The 17,940-nt window shown below is 68.6% G+C and carries 17 protein-coding genes and 1 pseudogene; 8 read left to right on the top strand and 10 right to left on the bottom strand.

All coding sequences use genetic code 11. The annotated features are described in order from the left end of the window. The first annotated feature begins 30 nt into the window (after positions 1–30). The 6 genes from GWK61_RS01585 to GWK61_RS01610 all read left to right on the top strand — a co-directional run bounded on the left by GWK61_RS01585 (position 31) and on the right by GWK61_RS01610 (position 6,621). Complete coding sequence (locus GWK61_RS01585) at positions 31–483, top strand: hypothetical protein (protein ID WP_194904116.1); 453 nt, start codon at positions 31–33, stop codon at positions 481–483. A 198-nt stretch (positions 484–681) separates the two neighbouring features. Further along, positions 682–1,878 carry a sensor histidine kinase gene (locus tag GWK61_RS01590; RefSeq protein WP_194904117.1) on the top strand — a complete coding sequence of 399 codons (1,197 nt, stop codon included), beginning with the start codon at positions 682–684 and terminating at the stop codon, positions 1,876–1,878. After that, the gene (locus tag GWK61_RS01595) at positions 1,875–2,519 is read left to right on the top strand and encodes a LuxR C-terminal-related transcriptional regulator (protein WP_194904119.1); all 645 of its coding nucleotides are present in this window, start codon (positions 1,875–1,877) and stop codon (positions 2,517–2,519) included. The genes GWK61_RS01590 and GWK61_RS01595 overlap by 4 nt, the downstream gene beginning before the upstream one ends. A gap of 84 nt (positions 2,520–2,603) precedes the next feature. Continuing rightward, positions 2,604–3,074, top strand: a complete 471-nt coding sequence (locus GWK61_RS01600; RefSeq protein ID WP_194904121.1) for a hypothetical protein — start codon at positions 2,604–2,606, stop codon at positions 3,072–3,074. After that, positions 3,071–4,882, top strand: coding sequence for an alpha/beta fold hydrolase (locus tag GWK61_RS01605; protein ID WP_194904123.1), 1,812 nt, complete (start codon positions 3,071–3,073; stop codon positions 4,880–4,882). Before GWK61_RS01600 ends, GWK61_RS01605 begins: the two co-directional genes overlap by 4 nt. Positions 4,883–5,247: 365 nt before the next feature. Further along, positions 5,248–6,621, top strand: coding sequence for a hypothetical protein (locus GWK61_RS01610; RefSeq protein ID WP_194904125.1), 1,374 nt, complete (start codon positions 5,248–5,250; stop codon positions 6,619–6,621). Positions 6,622–7,096: 475 nt separating this feature from the next. On the opposite strand, the gene GWK61_RS01615 is transcribed toward GWK61_RS01610, so the two are convergent. From GWK61_RS01615 to GWK61_RS01630, 4 genes are read right to left on the bottom strand one after another with little or no spacing between them, the layout of a single operon-like run. Beyond that, positions 7,097–8,308, bottom strand: coding sequence for an ABC transporter permease (locus tag GWK61_RS01615; RefSeq protein ID WP_194904126.1), 1,212 nt, complete (start codon positions 8,306–8,308; stop codon positions 7,097–7,099). Continuing rightward, positions 8,305–9,123, bottom strand: coding sequence for an ABC transporter ATP-binding protein (locus GWK61_RS01620; protein WP_194904128.1), 819 nt, complete (start codon positions 9,121–9,123; stop codon positions 8,305–8,307). The genes GWK61_RS01615 and GWK61_RS01620 overlap by 4 nt, the downstream gene beginning before the upstream one ends. Then, a complete protein-coding gene (locus GWK61_RS01625) occupies positions 9,120–10,268 on the bottom strand; it encodes a peptidoglycan-binding domain-containing protein (protein WP_194904130.1) in 1,149 nt (382 codons plus the stop codon). Before GWK61_RS01625 ends, GWK61_RS01620 begins: the two co-directional genes overlap by 4 nt. Then, positions 10,265–10,819, bottom strand: a complete 555-nt coding sequence (locus GWK61_RS01630; RefSeq protein WP_194904133.1) for a hypothetical protein — start codon at positions 10,817–10,819, stop codon at positions 10,265–10,267. The genes GWK61_RS01625 and GWK61_RS01630 overlap by 4 nt, the downstream gene beginning before the upstream one ends. Before the next feature lie 188 nt (positions 10,820–11,007). On the opposite strand from GWK61_RS01630, the gene GWK61_RS01635 reads away from it, so the two are divergent. Then, positions 11,008–12,396 (top strand): sensor histidine kinase, encoded by a 1,389-nt coding sequence (locus tag GWK61_RS01635; RefSeq protein ID WP_194904135.1) that lies wholly within the window; start codon positions 11,008–11,010, stop codon positions 12,394–12,396. Next, positions 12,393–13,061, top strand: coding sequence for a response regulator transcription factor (locus tag GWK61_RS01640; RefSeq protein WP_194904137.1), 669 nt, complete (start codon positions 12,393–12,395; stop codon positions 13,059–13,061). Before GWK61_RS01635 ends, GWK61_RS01640 begins: the two co-directional genes overlap by 4 nt. A 231-nt stretch (positions 13,062–13,292) precedes the next feature. Here the strand turns inward: GWK61_RS01640 and GWK61_RS01645 are convergent, their stop codons facing one another. The 6 genes and pseudogenes from GWK61_RS01645 to GWK61_RS01665 form a co-directional block, all read right to left on the bottom strand. Then, complete coding sequence (locus GWK61_RS01645; RefSeq protein WP_194904139.1) at positions 13,293–13,481, bottom strand: hypothetical protein; 189 nt, start codon at positions 13,479–13,481, stop codon at positions 13,293–13,295. 423 nt (positions 13,482–13,904) lie between these two features. Then, positions 13,905–14,435, bottom strand: a pseudogene (locus GWK61_RS61460) (IS5 family transposase); the annotation flags it as partial. Next, a complete protein-coding gene (locus GWK61_RS61465; RefSeq protein WP_438939749.1) occupies positions 14,363–14,974 on the bottom strand; it encodes an IS5 family transposase in 612 nt (203 codons plus the stop codon). The gene GWK61_RS61465 and the pseudogene GWK61_RS61460, both read right to left, overlap by 73 nt. Positions 14,975–16,082: 1,108 nt before the next feature. Beyond that, positions 16,083–16,733 (bottom strand): phosphate signaling complex protein PhoU, encoded by a 651-nt coding sequence (gene phoU / locus GWK61_RS01655; RefSeq protein WP_194904140.1) that lies wholly within the window; start codon positions 16,731–16,733, stop codon positions 16,083–16,085. 265 nt (positions 16,734–16,998) lie between these two features. Beyond that, positions 16,999–17,145, bottom strand: a complete 147-nt coding sequence (locus tag GWK61_RS01660; RefSeq protein ID WP_194904144.1) for a helix-turn-helix domain-containing protein — start codon at positions 17,143–17,145, stop codon at positions 16,999–17,001. Between the two features lie 188 nt (positions 17,146–17,333). Beyond that, a complete protein-coding gene (locus GWK61_RS01665) occupies positions 17,334–17,780 on the bottom strand; it encodes a hypothetical protein (RefSeq protein ID WP_194904146.1) in 447 nt (148 codons plus the stop codon). Positions 17,781–17,940 lie beyond the last annotated feature (160 nt).

Genomic DNA, 17,940 nt, shown 5'->3' on the forward strand with positions numbered 1-17,940 from the left:
GCCGCGATTCCAGCTCAATGTACGGGCATCATGCCGGGGCTCAAGGCGGCGTTCGGCTTCGACGAGTCCTGGACGGCCAGTTACCAGGACCCTGCGACACATCGGCTGCCACAGGATATGGGGTCGTATATGAAGCAGAACATCGACACCTATCCGGGCCTGGACTGCGCGTTGATGGGTCTGCTCGTTACGTCGAATCCACTGAGCGCTGCCGAGATCCAGGTCAGGCCGTACGACGCGTTCTGGGTGAACAGTCTGCTGTTCAGCGCGCCGGGCCCGGCACAGCAGTGCACTGACCTTCACATTCCCGGACAGGTCCGCAGCCAGGGCTGTTGGACCAAGGACGGAACTTACCTTGTGAGCCTCGCCACGGCGAAGGTGATGATCATCGGCACCTTTTCTCTATATCAAGCCCCTGAACGGTTCGGCGAGCTGCGCGATGCCGTGAACCATGACCTGACCCGGATCGCCGCGGCTGTGTGATGCCAGCGGGCACCACTTGCGCCGGGGCGGCTCACGTACCGAGGTCGGCTGCTGAGATGAGGAGACGCGCGACATGCGGGCAGAAGACTGCCAGTGCGGTGATCAAGCCGCGACCGATTGTCCGAGCCACCGGCGCGGCACCTCGGACCGACCACTTAACGTGGCCCGCGACAAGCCGTCGGACTGACCATGCGTCCATTGCCCACGACGCCCGCCGGGGTGGAGATCTGCGCCCTGGCTTTCTTCCTCGGCGTGCGGGCGGTTGCCCTGTTGCAACTGGCGGTGGCGCTGCCGACCGCCTTGCGGGACACGACGTCGCCGACTCTGTTCATCGCCCTGCTGACCGGATACGCCGCGGAGTCTGCGGTGCTGGCCACGGCCACAGTTCGTGCCCGGTGCTACCGGAGCCGGGCCTGGGGATGGGCGGATGCAGTGGTGGCGGTCGCCGTACTGCTGGCACAGCCGGCGTTCATCACGCGGGCCGATGCCACGGGCAGTTGGACGGCGTGGGGCTTCGCGCTGACGCTGGACAGCGCGGCGGGTGCCGCGATCGTGTTCCGTCGCCGCCGCGAGGTTGTGGCGGCCGTCGCGCCGCTGTCGGGGGTGTACCTCGCCACGATGTTTCCAGTGGCGATCGGCGCTTCGGCCCGGATCACCGTGGTCAGTAACACATTTGCCTATGTGGGGTTCGCCGTGCTGGCCCGCCTGCTCGTCGGCTACCTGCGCCGGCTGGCGCTGGACGCGGAGATTGCCCGCGACGCAGCCGCGGCCGGCGCCGCGCAGGGTGCCCGGCTCAGGCACCTGCAGGCCCAGCGCCTGCTGCTGCACGACAACATCGGGCTGCTGCGGCTGCTCGCCCAGCCCGATCTGCCGCCCGAACTCGCCGGGCCGCTGCGCGGACAGGCGCTGGAGCTGGCCAACCGGGTTCGCCGGTTCCTCGACGACCTGCACACCGAGCCCGCACCGCGGCCGCCCGCCGGGCCCGGCGGTCCGGTGCCGCTGACCGATGCCGTCTACGCGGCGGTGGACGGGTTCGGCGATCTGCCGCTGGAACTCAGCGTGGACCTCGCGGCCGACGTACACGTCGTGCCGGCGGCGGCAGCGGCGCTGACCGGAGCACTGGCGACGCTGCTGGCGAATGTGCGGCTGCACGCGGACGCGCGGCTGGTCGTCGTGCACGCCGACGCGGACGAGCTTGCCGGGTGGTGGGAGGTGACCGTGCACGACGACGGCCGGGGATTCGACCCCGCCGTCACACCGCTCGGTTTCGGACTGCGGGAACAGGTCACCGGCGTGCTCACCCGCCATGATGTCAGCACACTGATCGGCTCCGAGCCCGGTGACGGTACGAGCGTCACGCTGCGCGGTCCATGGACGGAGAGGGGGCGATCGTGACCCGGAGGGTCCGCGTCGTCGGAATCGACGACGACACGATCATGCGAGACGGGCTCGCGCTGCTGCTCACCGCGCACGACGTGACAGCGACCTTCCCGTCCGTCACCGAGTTCCTGCGTGCCGCGCCGCGGGCTGACGTGGTTCTGGTCGATCTGAAACTGAGCGGCACCGGCCGCGTGGCCGAACTCCAGGGCCAGGCGGCCGTGCGCGCTGTGGCCGGAGCCGGATACCCGGTGCTGGTGTACACCAACGAGCGGCGCCGCGCCGTCCTGGTCGGATGTCTTGCCGCCGGCGCGCGGGGTGTCGTGCACAAGGCGGAGCCGCTCGACGCCCTGGCCGACGCGGTCTCCCGGGTGGCGGAGGGCCACACGGTCATCACCCAGGCGCTGACCGGTCTGGCCGAGCTCGCCGGGCGCCGCGGCCGGATCCCGTCCCTGTCGCCCCGACAGCGGGAGGTCCTCGCCGGGCGCGCCCGCGGTGAATCGTTCGCTGCGATCGCGGCACGGCTGTTCATCACGCCCAAAACCACCGAGGAGCACATGGCGAAGGTCACCGAGAAGTTCGCGGAGTATCTGCGCACTCACTCGCCGGCGGACTTGGAGCGCCACCTCGGCCTGGACCCGGCGGAGCTGTCGGACTGAGACTCGGACACCGGCTCGAACGGCGGCAAGCGGCCGGGCGCCTGCGGGAAGTGCCGAGTGATTCACGAGATCTGGGAGGGAAGCATGAACAGACGGAACTGGGCAGTCCTCGCCGTTGCCGCCGCGGCGGTGATAGGCGGTGTGGCGTGGATGATGGCCGGCCGCGGAGGTGTTGGTCGGCAGGTCTCTGCGACCGACGGCCCGTGGCCGCCGAAGCCCGGGCGATCAGCGGGCGGGTTCACGGCGCAACAAGCGGTGACGCTCAGCGGTGACTTGGCCGCAGGTACCGACGCCGGAGTTCGCGCCGCCGTCGCACTGCCTGCGGGGCAATCCCTCGACCCAGGCACGCTGCGGCAGATCAAGGCACTGGGTCCGGTGGCGTTCGACAGCTCGACCTTCCACGACGATCAAGATGGCACGGCGACCGTCGTCGCGCGCCTCGGCGGCCAGGCCGGTCAGCCGGCCGCCGGCTCGGGCGGCGGATCGAAGTGGACGGTGCACCTGATCGACGCCGACGGCCAGTGGAAGATCAGCCTCACGGAGCCCGCGCGATGAACCGGCTGCGGCGTCTTCTCGTCAGCGGCTGCGTCGTCGCGTTCGCTGCGAGCGCGCTGACGGCTTTCGTGAGCGGCCCCGGTACCGCTGCCGCTGGACCGATGTGCCCGAGGCAGCTCACCGGTTCCACCGCTGCGTCGAACAAGCAGTCCGCGACGAGCCGGCCGGTCGTCTTCGTGCACGGATGGACCGGCACGCCGATGACGGGAACCGCGGCGATGCTGACGCGGCAGCTGGGCGACCGGATCAATCCGTTCCAGTTCGACTACAGCACCTGGTCGTCCAATTGGGCTTCGAACCCGAACATCGCCTCCTGTCTGGCCGACTATGTGAACGGTGTCTCCGCCGCCTACCGCGCTGCCGGAGGCGACGGAAGGGTCGTCGTCGTGGCGCATTCGATGGGCGGCCTGGCGATCCGCTACGCCACCAGCGGACAGTACGTCGCCCATCCGATCCCGGCCGACGAGATCCCGTACGTGATCACTATCGACACCCCGCACCTGGGCTCCCCCTGGGGCAACACCGGGATCGCGCTCATGAAGGAGCTCTACCAGGCGGTCTGGGGCGAGAAGCTGCCGGCACCCTGGGGCCAGGACGGCCAGAAATGCCTCGCACAGCACCAGCACGGCTCGGCTCTGCCCTCCGGCTGCGGAGACCTGCCGCCATGGCTGCCGGCCTCGGTCCACCTCGTCGAGATCGGCGGTGACGTGACGGTGGACCGGAGCCTTTTCGGCGTCACGCTCTACAGCATCCCGCTGAACGGCGACGGCGTCGTGACGCTCCCGTCCGAGCACGGCTACCCCGTTTCCGGGCCGAACGGCGAGCCGCCGCCGGGCCTTGCCACCGTGCGCTCCACCACCGACTCCTGCCGCGTCGGGGCGGGCGCGGTCGGGAATGCCGCCAGCACCCTGGTCGACCTCGCCCCCGGCGGATTCGCCGTGACGTCGATATTCGACTACATGACGCTGCAGGACCTCCAAAACAACACCTTCAGCCCCCGCGTCCAGGCCTACATGGGTGGGGCGACGCTCGCCGCGCCCTGCTCCCACATCGGCGTCACCAGCGACCAGAGCGCGATCGACCAGGTCACCGAGGCGATCAAGGCGGCGCTGGCCGGATCGGGGCCGACGGTGCGCACCCTCGACCAGCACTTGCTGCCCGATCCCGAGTACGGACCCGGATACACCACGAGCGGGACTTACTTGCAAGTCTCCGGAGCCGACGGGCTCGACGCGGTCAACGCCGCCCTGCGCCGCCTCATCACCGACGATCAGCAGCGGATGAGGGACAACTACCTCCAGATCTACGGCTCGGCCACCCAGCCCGGCTCCTACCCCGGGATCTACTCGTCGGACCCGAGCAAGGGAGAAGTGTCAGCCACCACCGCAGTGGTCAGCGTCCTGATTCCCAGCACCGGCATCTTCCCCGGCGGCAACGACGGCGACCACTGGGTCTCCGCGACTATGCTGGTGCCGTCCGCCAAGCCGGTCACTTTCGACAGCCTGTTCGCCGACCCAGCGCGAGCGCGGGAAACGATCAGCGAAGCCGTGCTGGCCCACTTCCTCGACCCCGGCCAGTGCGTCGCGCAGCAACTCGCTGACCCCAGCGCCCCCGCCCGGCTGGGACTGGCTCCGACTCCGGACAACTACAAGCACTTCGCCATCACACCAGCCGGGCTCACCGTCGGCTTCGACCAAGGGGAGATCGGCATGGAGGCGTGCGACCGCCAGTCCTTCACCATCGGCTGGCCGCAGCTCCGAAGCCTGCTCAGCCCGACCGGCCGAACCCTGGTCGCAGAACTCGGCTAGACGACACGATCAACCAGTACCCGGCGCACGCGGCATCGATGAGTTCACAGACGTGAACGTGACCACCAACATCGCTGTCTGACTGTTCACCGTCTACGTCGTCACGATCCCGCCCACGTCGGCGTTCACCGCTGCGCAGGAAACGGCGCGGGAAGCGGTGAACGCGTGCGCCGACGGACAGGCCGCAGAAGAGTGCAAAAGGTCATGTAGAGGATGCCTTGCGGCGACGACCCAGTTCTCTGTTTGCTCTGAATCATGTCTCCGTTTGCCATGAATCACGCCGGTTCGGGAGCTGCAACTGCGTATCGCGGCGTTGTCCTGGGTGAGGGCAACGCCCCTGTGCCCGCCAGTCGCAGGAGGTTCCCGTGGCCGCGTCACCCGAACTGTCCGAACGGCAGACCACCAGCGGCGGCCCCGACGAATGGCGCGCCGCTCCTCGGGCCTGGCCGCTGGGAGCCGACCAGACCGACCAGGCCGCCCTCGACCGGACGCTGATCGAACGTCGCCCCCGGCTCGTGCTGAACGACAGGCGGCTGTGGGCTCTGCTCGGCGGCTGGACGCTGTTGTGGTTCGCTGTCCTTGCCCGCCACGGCGGCTACTCCTGGCACTACTTCCGCCAGGCCGGCACGCTGCTGTTCGATGGCGCGGCCGCCGGTGCCCCGGCAGGCGGGCTGCACGTGTACGCGAACTACCCCCAACTGCAATTCGGCCCGGTCACCTTCGTCACAGCCCAGGGACTGCGCCTGCTGGACCCCGCTGGAGTGATTCCCGCCGAGGCGATCATGACCACTGTGGGGCTGTTCGTCCTGTACACCGTCCAGCGCATCACCGTCACCTTGCGCCCGGAACTGGCCGGCGACGCCCGGCTGCGCCTCGCCCTGCTGATCGGCGGCGGCGCTTTCCTCATCGGCTGGGTGGACCTGGCCGCCGGATACGGGCACCTCGACGACGTGCTGGCCCTGCTGTTCGTGACGCTCGCGGCGTGGGCCCTGGTCTCGGACCTCCCGGCGGTCGCGGGGATCTGCTTGGCGCTGTCCGTGGACTCCAAACCCTGGGCGCTGGTTTTCCTGCCATTAGTGTTCGCCGCGTCCCGAGCAGCCAGGAAATACGTCGTGTTCTGCACGGCTGTCGCGGTGCTGCTGGCGTGGCTCCCGTTCGTCCTGGTGGACCTGCACACGCTTACCGCAGCCCAGTACGCCATCACCAACCAGCCCTCCTCTGCACTGCGTGCGCTGGGCGTCAGCTCGCCGACGACCCCCGGCTGGGATCGGCCGGCGCAGATCATCCTCGGGTGCTTGCTCGGCGCCGTCGCGATCAGACGCCGCCGTTGGCAGGCCGTCATCGTGCTGGGGATCGGAGCGCGCCTCGTGCTGGACCCCGGCGTCTACAACTACTACACCGTCGGCCTCCTGCTCGGCGCACTGTTGTGGGACATGCTGCGCATGCGGTGGCCAGTCCCCGTCTGGACCCTGCTGTCCGGCCTGGCGCTGGGTATCGCACCCTTGCTGACCTCGAACGCGACGTTGCTCGGCGATGTACGGCTGTGGCTGTTGCTCGGCTTGATGGCGGACGTTCTGATCACACCGGCTCGCCGGTATCCACCCAGCGTCGACACCATTGCGCCGAGCCGTGCCCTTCGGCCCGCAAGCGGATCCGTGAGCTGGATGCGGAGGGAGACATACTTCGCAAGGCGGCCAGCTGTTCCCCGAGCCAGACGCGCTGGTGTGGAGCTCAAGTGAGACTACAGATGGTGTCGATTACGGCGTGTGGTCGCGCGTGGGATGCGGGCTGCTGCGGGACATCAGAGTAGAACCTTGCGGTGCCGGATGTGAGGGGCGCGGCGTTGCTGCCGCATCTGGATGAGCGGCAGCGACGGTTGTATTTGACCGCGGAGGCTGACGCGCTGGGGCACGGCGGGATCGCGGCAGTGGCCGCGCCGGCCGGTGCATGGCGCGAGGCCGAGCGTGCGGTCCAAATCGGTCCGTTCTTTGCCCGTGCGGCAAGGGGGTCGCGGAGGACGGCTGCCCTTCTGCCGGCGAGGAGGGAACTGTTGCGGGTTTGATCGTGGATCAAACCCGCAACAGTTCAGATGACGGGCAGGAGGATACCGGGCAACCCCGTTCGGCTCTGCCTGCGGCTTCATTCCGGGAGTCCCGTGCTGCGCGGAAGCGCGTATGGTGTCGCCGGGTTGTCGACGGGGTGTTCGGGCGATGGTCACTCGCTGCTGCGCAGTGCGGTGGTCGGCGCGAGCGCGGCGGCGCGTAGTGCCGGGTAGAGGCCGGCCGCCGCTCCGATGACGGCGGCGGCAGCGAGTCCTGTTCCGACTGCGGATCCCGGGATCAGGATGGTCCAGTTCCGGATTCGTGCGACGGTCGCGGTGGCGGCGATCCCCATCAGCACGCCGCCCGCGCCGCCGAGCAGGGCCAGTGCCTGGGATTCCAGGAGGAACTGTCCGGCGATGTGCCTGCGTCCGGCACCGAGGGCTCGCCGCAGCCCGATTTCGCCGCGGCGTTCGAGGACTGAGACGACCATGACGTTCGCGATGCCGATCCCGCCGACCAGCAGGGCGACCGCACCGAGGCCGAGGAACAGTTGGGTGCCGGAGGCTCGCGCGGCGACGCGTGCGGTGAGGACGTCGGACGGGCGGCTGACGGCGACTTCGCCGGGTGTCTCGGGGTCGGCGGCGAGTGCCAGACGGGCTGCTGTGGCGGCGACCGTGTCTGTCGATGCTCTGATGTAGATGAGGCTGGGGTGCTCGTCGTAGCCGAATCCGGTGGCGGCTGCGGGCCCGCCGATGAGGACGGCCTGGTCGAGTTCCGGGGCGAGGACCTGCGCCTGCAGGATGCCGGCCACGGTGAACCACTGGCCGTGGCCGGACGCGGCGAGCCAGATTTGCTGTCCCGGCGCTGTCACGCCCAGGACGGTTGCGGAGTAGTGGCCGAGGACGGCCACCGGGTAGTGCTCGGTGGCGGCGTTGAGAAAGACCCCTGACTGAAGTCGCGCGTCAAGTGTCGCCGGGAGCGTGGAGTCGGCGGCGATGACGTCGATGCCGCCGGTCAGGTAGGGCGGCACCTTGTCCGTGCGGTAGACGCGGACCGCGGGCAGGACGGCCGTGGGCGTCACAGCGGTGACCCCGTCGGTGCGCGCGAGCCCGGTGGCGGCGCTCGCGGGAAGCTCGGCCACCTGCCCGCCGATGGTCCGGCCGTTGGCGACGGTGAGCAGATTCGTGCCGAGGCGGTCGATCTGTGCCAGCAACGCCGCCTGGCTGGACCGGGTGATACCGAGGACGGCCACGACGGCGGCGATGCCGATCGCGATGCCGAGGGCGGACAGCGCGGCTCTGAGCCGCCGGACGCGGAGCCCCAGCAGCCCCAGTCGGATCAGGTCCGCGGGGCGGATCCGGGAGTTGACGGCTGCGCGGGTCACTGGTGTCTCCCGGTATTCTCGGCGTTCACGGTGTCCTGAGTGTTCTGGGTGTTCGCTGCCTCTCCTGTGTTCCGGGCAATGGCGGCGCGGCTGTCGCTGATGATCAACCCGTCCCGTACCTCGACGCGCCTGGGCATGGCGGCGGCGATGTCCCGGTCGTGCGTGATCACCAGCAGCGCCGCTCCGGCCTCGTGGAGCCTGTGCAGCAGTTCCATGACCCGTGCTCCGTTGGCCGAGTCCAGGTTCCCGGTCGGCTCGTCAGCCAGGATCAGCGTCGGCCGGCCGACCAGGGCCCGCGCGATCGCGACCCGCTGCCGCTCCCCGCCGGACAACTCGGCCGCACGGTGGCTTGCGCGGTGCGCCAGGCCCACCGTCTTAAGAGCCTGGTGCGCCGCCGTGATCCGGATCGAGGAGCGTGTTCCTCGATACAGCAGTCCCGCGGCGACGTTCTCCACGGCGGTGAGCCGTTCCATGAGAAAGAACTGTTGGAACACCACGCCGACATGTCGTGCGCGCAGTCCGGACAGTGCCGCGTCGCTCAGGCCCGCCAGGCTCGCGCCGGCGATCCGGACCTGGCCGCCGGTGGGCCGGTCCAGGCCTGCGGCAAGGTGCAGCAGGGTCGATTTCCCCGACCCCGACGGGCCGACGACCGCGGCCGACTCGCCGCGGGCCAGGGTCAGGTTGACTCCGCGTAGCGAGTGCACCGGCACCGCGCCCCGGTAGACCATGTGGACGTCGCGGAGTTCGAGAGCCGCAGGCTTCGCCGACCCCGCGGCCGTGCCCGCGTCGAGGCCAGTGCTCTTATGTGTTCTCATGATGCGGGGACCTCGACCAGCGTTCCGTCCGACATCCCGGGGCCGGTGATCTCCACGGTGCCGCTGATGTCGTCGAACAGCCCGGTGGTCACCGTGACCGCCGACACGGTCCCGCCCGCGACGATCCGTACCTGGTAGTCGTGATGTGGTCCGGCGATCAGCGCCATGATCGGGGCGGTCAACACGTGGCGGCGGACGGCGGTGACGATGCCGACTTGGACCGGTGCCCGATCCCAGCCGGCCGCGGCGGCGGGCAGGGGGGTGTCCAGTCCGATCGTGACGTCGACGACCGGCGGCTGGCCCTGTTGTCCGGACCCGGATCCGCCGCCGTCAGGGAGCGTCGCCACGTGGCCGATTCTTGTGACGTGCCCGGAGGTCGGCGACCCGTCCGGAAGCGTGATCCGGACCGGAGCGCCGACCTCGACGCTGCTCTGCGCGTCCACGGACAGCGGCAGCAGGACCGCGGAACGGTTCGAGGTGGCGGTCAGGATCTGCGAGCCGGCCGAGACCAGCGCTCCCGGAACGACCGCGTCCTGCGTGACCCGCACAGTCTCCGGCAGGAACACCACAGAACCCAGGGCGAGTGTGCCGTCGCGCCGATTCACGGGAACGCCGAGCGCCGCGAGGAAGTGGTCGACGGCCGCGACGGTCGCGGTTCCATAGCGTCCATCGACTGCTAGGTGGGGACCGAAGCCGAGCGCGTGCAGGTTCTGCTGGAGCTGTCGGACATCCGGGCCGTCGCTCATCCCGGGCGTGAACGCCCGCCACGCCGGGACGCTGCCCAGGAGAAGCGTCGTGGGCGTGTCGTCGATGTCGAACAGCCTGTTGCCGGCCGCGATGACAGTCCCGGGCGCCGGCAGCCAGGTGACGGTTCCGGCCCGCTCGGTGACGGCGGTGTAGTCGCCGTCGAAGCCGAGCGTCGCAGAGTCCTGGCGGGATTGCGTGATGTCCGCAACGTGGACTGTCGCCGTCGCGGTCGGGACGACGGCCGGCGGTGTCGGCCGGCGGTCCGAGGCGAACATTCCCCCCGCGTACGAGGCCGCCCCGCCGGCTGAGGCCACCAGGGCGACGGCCAGGGCTCGCAAGGCATTGCGATGGCGGGGCTGCGCGTCGAAATCCGGCTCCCCTGCGGGTGAACTGTTCATGAGACGTTGATCCCGCTGCTCCAGTACTGCTCGCAGGCGGCCAAGCTGTGCTGGATCCGTGCGGACTTGCCCTCGCGCTCCAGGGGCGTGCCGATGATCGGGAACGTACCGTCGGCCTTGGGATCGGGCCATTGGGGAATGCCGTTGGCCCGCATGCAGCCGGCGAACTGCTTGAGCGCGGCGAGATCGGCGGCCGACACCGAGTGGCTGTTCGGGCCTCCCGCGGGCAGGCGGTTGAGGATCGGGCCGCAAGCGGGCAGCGCCTGCGGGGAGTTGATCTCGGTCTTGGCGTTCGGATCGGAGGCGAAGTCGCCGCGCCCGTTCTGGTCGACGACCGGGTCGGGGAAGGCCGGAAAGCCATGGCTTCTCATGCAGGCGACGAAGTCGCGGTAGACGGCCTGGGCCTGGGCCTGTACCGATGTGGACGACGTCGAGGCCGGGGCCGCCGTCGCTGAACGGTGTGACTGGCCGCTGCACGCGGTCAGGGCGAGCGACGCGGTGATCAGAGTCAGCCAGGGGGATCGCTGGGACATGGTGCCGCGAGATGGCATGGAAACTCCCGAGAAGAGTCGTGTGGTGAGTTCGCTGTCCACCGTGCATCCGGCCACGATTCCGGCGCGTCGGACGTGGGAACCCATCTGTGCCGGCGCGTTACTACCCAGGTATCGGTCTGCGCTCGCGGACCGAGACCCTGGTCGTGTTCCCAGCCGGCCGCTCGGTGCCTACCGTGGGGGACACCATGGCCGATCTGAACCCGATCCGTTCGAAGCCTGTACGCCGCATGTGGCCGCGTGCGCGCGCGGCCCTCGGGGGTGCGTCGCGTCGCGTCACGGCTTTGGCCGGCGCCCTGCGGTCTTCGATGCTCGCGTGCGTCATAGCCGACCTCGCTGTCGCGGCTTTCCTGGTCGCGGTTGCGGTGTTCGTCACCGGCCCCGTCCTGCGTTTCTGGAACGTCCCGACCGATCCCATGAGCAAACCCGCCGGGCTGTTCGGCTCCATCAGCGGGTGGCGCGGCGCGGTCACCTTGTGGTGGGCGGCGTCGTTCCTCCAGGTCGTGGGGTTCGCGCTCCGCCGCCGGATCCTGCTCGCCGGTACACTGCTGGTCGTCCTCGGCGCGGCCGTCCACCTCGGAGACGCGCGGTTGTACATCACCCCGGTCGATCTCCTGGCACCCTTCTGCCTCTACACCGCGGCGTCCCGTGTGCGCTCACGGCGAGCATCGATCACCATTCTGATCGTGACCACCGTCGGCTGCTGGGCCGTGTCGATCGGCGGAAGCCTGCTCCTGGGGGGCCACATCGACGAGGGCGTGGTCTACCACTCGATGGATCCCAGCCTCGCTGTGGCCGCCGCCTGGTTCGCCGGCGACGCCTCGCGCGGCCGCCGCATCCATGTCGCCCTGCTGGAGGAGCGCGCGGCGGATCTGGAACGCGAGCGCGACCAGCACGCCGCGCTGGCCGCCGCCGCCGAGCGGGCTCATCTGACGCGCGAGATGCACGACGTGGTGGCGCACGGGATCGCGGTGATGGTGATCCAGGCTCAAGCCGCGAAAGCCGTGATGGACGACGACCGTCCGCAGGCGGCACGGGCCCTGGACGAGACCGTCGCGGTGGGTCGCACCTCCCTGGCCGAGATGCGGCGCCTGCTGGACATCGCCCGCCGCGACCGGAGCGGCAGACCCGCGAGCCGGTCGCCTCAGCCCGGTGCCGAGGCGTTGCCCGCTCTCATCGACCAGCTGCGCCGCGCGGGCGTCGACGTCTCCTTCCAGGTGGTCGGCCGGCCGGTACCGCTGGAACTGGCCGTCGATCTCACCGTGTACCGGATCGTGCAGGAAGCGTTGACCAACACCGTGCGACACGCGGGTCCGGGGGCCAGCGCCGCCGTGTCGCTGCACTACGACGGTGAGACGGACACGCTCGTGGTCGAGAGCCGGGACGTGCGCGTCGAACCACCGGCCCTGGTCCCGGCTCCTGCGCCGTCACCGCCGTCATCGCGGTCGACGGCCGGGGGCAACGGGCTGCCCGGCATCGCCGAGCGGGTCCGCGCGGTCGGTGGCCGTCTGGACACCGGTCCGACGCAGCAGGGCTTCCTGGTCCGCGCTGTCCTTCCCCGAGACGGAGCGGCATGATCAATATCCTGATCGCCGACGACCAGGCCCTGGTCCGCACAGGCTTCCGGCTGATCCTCAGCCGGCAACCGGACTTCGCCGTGGTCGGCGAGGCCGCGGACGGGACCGTGGCTATCGCGATGGCCCGTGCCCTGCGCCCTGACATCGTCCTGATGGACGTCCGCATGCCCGGCACGGACGGCATCGAGGCGACCCGCGCCATCCGGACAGCGGCCGAGGCGACCCCGCGCGTCTTGATCCTGACCACCTTCGACCTTGACGAGTACGTCTTCGACGGCCTGCGGGCCGGAGCCTCGGGCTTCCTCTTGAAAGACGCCCTCGCAGACGACCTGGCCGCCGCGATCCGTGTGGTGCACGGCGGCGAAGCCGTGGCCGCCCCGACCGTGACCCGCCGGCTGATCGAGAACTTCATCACCGTCTCACCGCACCTCGACAGCGAACCGGACGACGCCCCTCTCAGTGTTCTGACCCTGCGCGAGCGCGAAGTCCTCACCCTGGTGGCCCGAGGCAGATCGAACAGGGAGATCGCCGCCGAGCTCCACCTCGCGGAGACGACGGTGAAAGCCCATATCGGCCGGATCCTCGCCAAGCTCGACGTGCGCGATCGAGTCCAGGCGGTGATCCTCGGATTCCGGACCGGGCTGGTCAAACCCGGGGATCCGTAGTGAGTCCGGGCTGCTGCGCCACGGCTGCGAAGGTGAGGATCACCTGCCTGTCTGAAGACCGCTGTGCTCGAACGACCGGGTCGCTTGCGGTCGGCTTGCGGACTGTTCGAGGTGTGTGGGGGAGTGTGTCTCAGGATAATGATGCTTGGCCAAACGGCGGTGAATGCAGAGAGCATGCCGATGTTCAGCCGTGCTTTCCGTAGCTCTCTTACTGGGCAAAGGGCGCGTGCCTTAGGCGGCGGAAAGATTACGCAACAGGACGGCAAACAATTGACCGTCGGACACCGGATGCTCGACCGTGACGATCGACGCCGGGCCGATCGCACGATTCTGATCCGGCGCGAGCACGAGCAGGTCGGCGGGGCGGCGCAAGCCGTATTCGAAGTTCGGCGTCCGGGCCCGGCGAACCGGATCCGGCACTCGAATGCATGCGTGGTGTCTGTCCGTAGCGGAGTTCCGAACAGCAGTTCGACGGCGGCCAGTGATCGTGAGGGGTCGGTCCGTGTCTGGCCCATGCGGCACGCCAGGCGATCGACCGGATGGGGATCGTGGACCTCGTCGCGGCGGGTGTCGAAGACGCACACGAACCGGTCGACGCCGTCGCTGCGTGCGGCGACGACCGTCCGCATCTCGGCGGAGTCCTCCTGGCGGCTGGCGCTGACATGGACCACGATGTGCGACGACAGAATCCGAAGCCGGTTGTCGGCCTCTGGGTCCACCCCCTCGAACGCCTCGATCCGATCCGGGGCGACACCCGGAGCCGTGAACAGGCCGATCGCCGCCGGCCCGGGCCCCGACGCGCTCCCTGGGCCTCGGCGGTCCTAGGTCGCGTTGGGGAATGTGTCAGGTGCTGCGTATCCAGATCATGACGCTGGCCAGTAGCAGTCCGGCTTCGTAGCTCTGACTGAGCTTGTCGGCACGGGTGGCGATGCCGCGCCACTGCTTGAGTTTGCCAATGCATCGCTCGACCGTGTTCCGGTCTTTATACAGTTCAGCGTCGTGGCCGACCGGCCTGCCGCCCCTGGCGCCTTTGCGTTTGCGGGCGGCGGACTGGTCGGCCTTCTCCGGGATCACCGCCTTGATGCCGCGACGGCGCAGGTAGGCCCTGTTTGCCTTCGAGGAGTACGCCTTGTCCGCCAGCACGGCACCCGGGCGGCAACGGGCCGGGCCGCCGCGCGCATCCCGCACGGCGATCCTTTCCAGGACCGCGGTGAACTCTGGGCTGTCGCCGCGCTGGCCGGCGGTGACCTTCACCGACAGTGGTCGGCACCGAGCATCGGCGGCCAGGTGAACCTTGGTGGTCAGTCCGCCCCGGGAGCGTCCGAGGTCGGCGGCGGCAAGGCGGGCCTTGCGCCGCCGACGCGCCGCACGACGCGCCTCTTTGTCCGGATCAGCGGCTGGTGCCGCCTGGGCGGCGGGTCCGTCAGCAACCGGATTGCCTCCCGCAACCCGTTCGCCAGCTCCGTCCGGCTCAGGGGCGGTTCGTCCCCGTCTTCCGCCCCCTTTTTACCGCCGGCCTCGGCCAACGATTCCTCGAACGCCTCCAGCGTGGCCTGCTCGAACACCGCCCCGGCCGCATGCTGATGCGCACGGTTCGTGGTGGAGTCGACTGAAACGATCCGCAGGTCGACCTGCCCACGCGCCTGGGCGTCAGCCAGCACCGCCTCCAGCAGCCGGTCCCACGTCCCATCATCTCGCCACGTGCGGAAACGGTCGTAGATCGTGTTCCAGTTGCCGTATCGCTCCGGCACGTCTCGCCACGGCGTTCCACATCGGAACCGCCACATGATCCCGTTGAACTGAGCCCGCAGATGCCATGACCTGCGGCCCAGCTCCGGGACCGGAATCAACTCAGCCAGACGCTCCCACTCGGCATCAGTCAGATCGAACCGGCTACGTATCCCGCTCGGCATATCAAGAGACTACTTCAATCCCCAACGCGACCTAGAAGGTCGACCAGCGCGCCGTCCAGCATTTTCCAAGCCCCGCACCACGCGCATCGTCTGCTCGCCCTCAGGTCTGCGCCGTCCGCGCCATCAGTAACTCAGACTGGCGATACTGACGGCGAAATCCCGCGCGGCCAGCAGCCGCTGAACGCCCTCCAGCGTCAGCCGACTGGTCGCTATCGTGGTGTCCTTGCCGAAAATCTCAGCAGTGTCAGGCAGAGCGGTGGCCGGGACACGTCGATCACACTGTCTGTGAGGCAGATCTTCGGCCTCGGAATGCGTCGCTGTCGGTGATGTTCGGTGTTCGAGCGAGGCCGTCGCGGACGTGGGGCTCGTAGTCGTGCAGAATCTGCCGCAGCAGTGCGGTTCCAGAGCAGGGGCGGTCCAGCAGCTCGCGTCGGACCGGCCCGGCCCGGCCCACGTTCATGTTCCAAGGGCGCGAAGACCGGCCGGCGACGGTCTCCAACCAGGGACGCGCGCGATCAGCGTGACCACGGCCGACAGCAGGTGGGTGGTCGACAGGCCGGGCAGACGCCCTGCGGCGGTCGCATAGCAGGACGGGCGCGCTGGAACTGACGACCAGTGACGGCACCCGCGAGCGAGTGTGGGCCCTGCGCCGCGATCCGTCAGTCCGATCGAGGGCCGGTCAGAACCGGCGACGGACCTGCCGTGCGGAGTACGTGCTCACGGTGGACAGGGACGGCTCCAATCACTTTGCCGAGATCTGACAGCACTACTGTCTCTGCCAAGACATAACACACCGGTGGCAATCCCGTCTGTCCCCACTACGACCATTGACGACACGCGGGTGTGAAGCCATAGTTCTGCGAGCCCTTTGCCCGCTCGGTCCGACTTCCTTCCCATGCGCTGCTTCCGTGGAGGCTCTTGTGCCTCTGGCCATGTCCGTCATTCCTTGGTACCCGCCTCATCGTTTGCGCCTAAGGACCTGATTCACCTCGACCTCCCTGTGCCGCGCACCGAAACGGTTCCGACGGAGGACACTGCTTGAACGCTCGTGTAGCAGTTCAGCACTGGTCGCCGACATTTGCTGACGACCGCCTCGGCTGTGGCGCCGTCACTCACCTCGTTGATTCGTGCCGGTGACCACGAACTCGAGCCGGCGTGCGACCGACACCACGTGATCGGCGAAGCGTTCGTAGTACCTGCCGACGAGTGTCAGATCGATCGCCGTCTCCATGGGCCAGTCCCGGCCCGGCTGCAAGATCGCGCTGTACAACTCTCGGTGCAACTGGTCGACCACGTCGTCCTGCTCTTCGACTCTCCGAGCTCCAGGCACGTCTCGTCCCTCGATCAGTTCCGCGACAGTGTCCGCTAAGTGCACCCCGACGACTCCCATCACGTCGATCGTGTCGCGCAGATCATCGGGCACCGCGCACGAGGGATAGCGTCGCCGCGCGACTTTCGCGATATGCACCGCCAGATCACCCATCCGCTCCAGGTCCGCGCTCATCCGCAGCGAGGCCACCAAGACACGCAGATCCCCGGCCACCGGTTGCTGGCGTGCCATCAGGTCGAGCGCTCGATCGTCCAGCCACGCCCGCAGCGTGTCCACTGCCCTGTCGCCAACGATCACGGTTTCGGCAGCCTGCAAATCCGGACCCAGCAGTGCCGTGTTCGCGCCCCGCAAAGCAGCCCCCGTCAACCTGGCCAGACGCGCCAAATCACGCCCTACTTCATCCAATCCCTGGTGATACACATCGCGCACTGCCTGCTCCTATCCGTCACCGATCCCAGTCTCAGCGACACTATCGCCCACCCCTCTGCGATGCCGGATCGCCCATTCGCGTGAAGTGCGGAAAAGCGGATTCTGACGGTGGGGTTGGCGTATCGAATGGATCGGAACCATGATGAAGACCGGGCTCGCTTCTCTTGGCCGTCCGTGACGGACGAGGTGCCGCCGCGGAACCATTGCGCCATCGTGGCAGAGCCGACCTGGATCCAGCGCCCGACGAGTCGCTCCGATTCGGCGGTCACGGGCGTGCCAGACCACTGAGGTATGCCCCGCCGACGAGTTGGGCACGGTCGTGGCGGTCGGGTCTTGTCGTCGAGCGGTTGACGCGGGTCTTGACGGTGGCAGGGCCGAGCACCAGGAGAGCGGTGATCTCGTCGTTCGACAAGCCCCGCTCCGCCCAGGCCCGGGACCTCGAGTTCACAGTCGGTCAACGCGGCCGGGCTCGTGCGCTCGGCAGTGGCTGCCGGGTCCGGTGTGTGGCCGGGAACCGGGAGATCTGGGGCCGCAGGTCGGCAACGTGGGTATGCAAGTTCATTTGCTACTATCGCGACTGGCTTGTCTGCGTGCTCATAGCTATCCGGTACCGAGATGACACAAGCACCCAGGGGGGTGCCGATACCCACCCCAGTTATTCCGAAGGTGCTGGATTGTCATCAACTGATTGAGGATATCGCTCCAGATTGGAGTGAAGCACAGTTCGTAGCCGAACGACCGGCCATTTCGGGAGAATTGGATCTCGAACCCTTCGAGCATATTATCGGACTCGAGAGGCGGTCCTAGCCAGGTGATGTCTTCGAATGGTACGCGCACTGTTCCGCTGCTCATGCCCTCTCTGGCAACCCGGCGTGTGACCTTCTGTATCGACAGGTAAACCGCACGGTCGCTGTAGAGGAGGAACCCTTTGCCGAAATGGCCTTCTAGGGTGTCCAAAGCGATGGGGATGTTGCCGTACTGGACTTCGCCAGGTTCGAGACCGGCCAGCGCGCAGACCCACGGGAAGGATTCATCGGCAAGGCGCATAGCCTCAGCGCGAGTCAAGGATTGGTCCCGATGTAGCGGTGGGATGAGCGCGGGCGGATCCAGCGGGGGAGTTCGACTTCGGAACATGGCGGCACCTCCCAGGTGAATTCCCTTTTCATGATCCGCCTGGCACGTGCTTCCCGCACCTGAACGTCGTGCG

Source organism: Catenulispora rubra (assembly GCF_015356825.1).
In the GTDB taxonomy this organism is placed as follows: Bacteria; Actinomycetota; Actinomycetes; order Streptomycetales; family Catenulisporaceae; genus Catenulispora; species Catenulispora rubra.

Bases quoted from the DNA above. Each gene is read 5' to 3' on its own strand.
- GWK61_RS01605 (WP_194904123.1), top strand. From the start codon at position 3,071: ATGAACCGGCTGCGGCGTCTTCTCGTCAGCGGCTGCGTCGTCGCGTTC.
- GWK61_RS01585 (WP_194904116.1), top strand. From the start codon at position 31: ATGCCGGGGCTCAAGGCGGCGTTCGGCTTCGACGAGTCCTGGACGGCC.
- GWK61_RS01620 (WP_194904128.1), bottom strand. From the start codon at position 9,123: ATGAGAACACATAAGAGCACTGGCCTCGACGCGGGCACGGCCGCGGGG.
- GWK61_RS61465 (WP_438939749.1), bottom strand. From the start codon at position 14,974: ATGCCGAGCGGGATACGTAGCCGGTTCGATCTGACTGATGCCGAGTGG.
- GWK61_RS01640 (WP_194904137.1), top strand. From the start codon at position 12,393: ATGATCAATATCCTGATCGCCGACGACCAGGCCCTGGTCCGCACAGGC.
- GWK61_RS01665 (WP_194904146.1), bottom strand. From the start codon at position 17,780: ATGCGCCTTGCCGATGAATCCTTCCCGTGGGTCTGCGCGCTGGCCGGT.
- GWK61_RS01600 (WP_194904121.1), top strand. From the start codon at position 2,604: ATGAACAGACGGAACTGGGCAGTCCTCGCCGTTGCCGCCGCGGCGGTG.
- GWK61_RS01625 (WP_194904130.1), bottom strand. From the start codon at position 10,268: ATGAACAGTTCACCCGCAGGGGAGCCGGATTTCGACGCGCAGCCCCGC.
- GWK61_RS01630 (WP_194904133.1), bottom strand. From the start codon at position 10,819: ATGCCATCTCGCGGCACCATGTCCCAGCGATCCCCCTGGCTGACTCTG.
- GWK61_RS01635 (WP_194904135.1), top strand. From the start codon at position 11,008: ATGGCCGATCTGAACCCGATCCGTTCGAAGCCTGTACGCCGCATGTGG.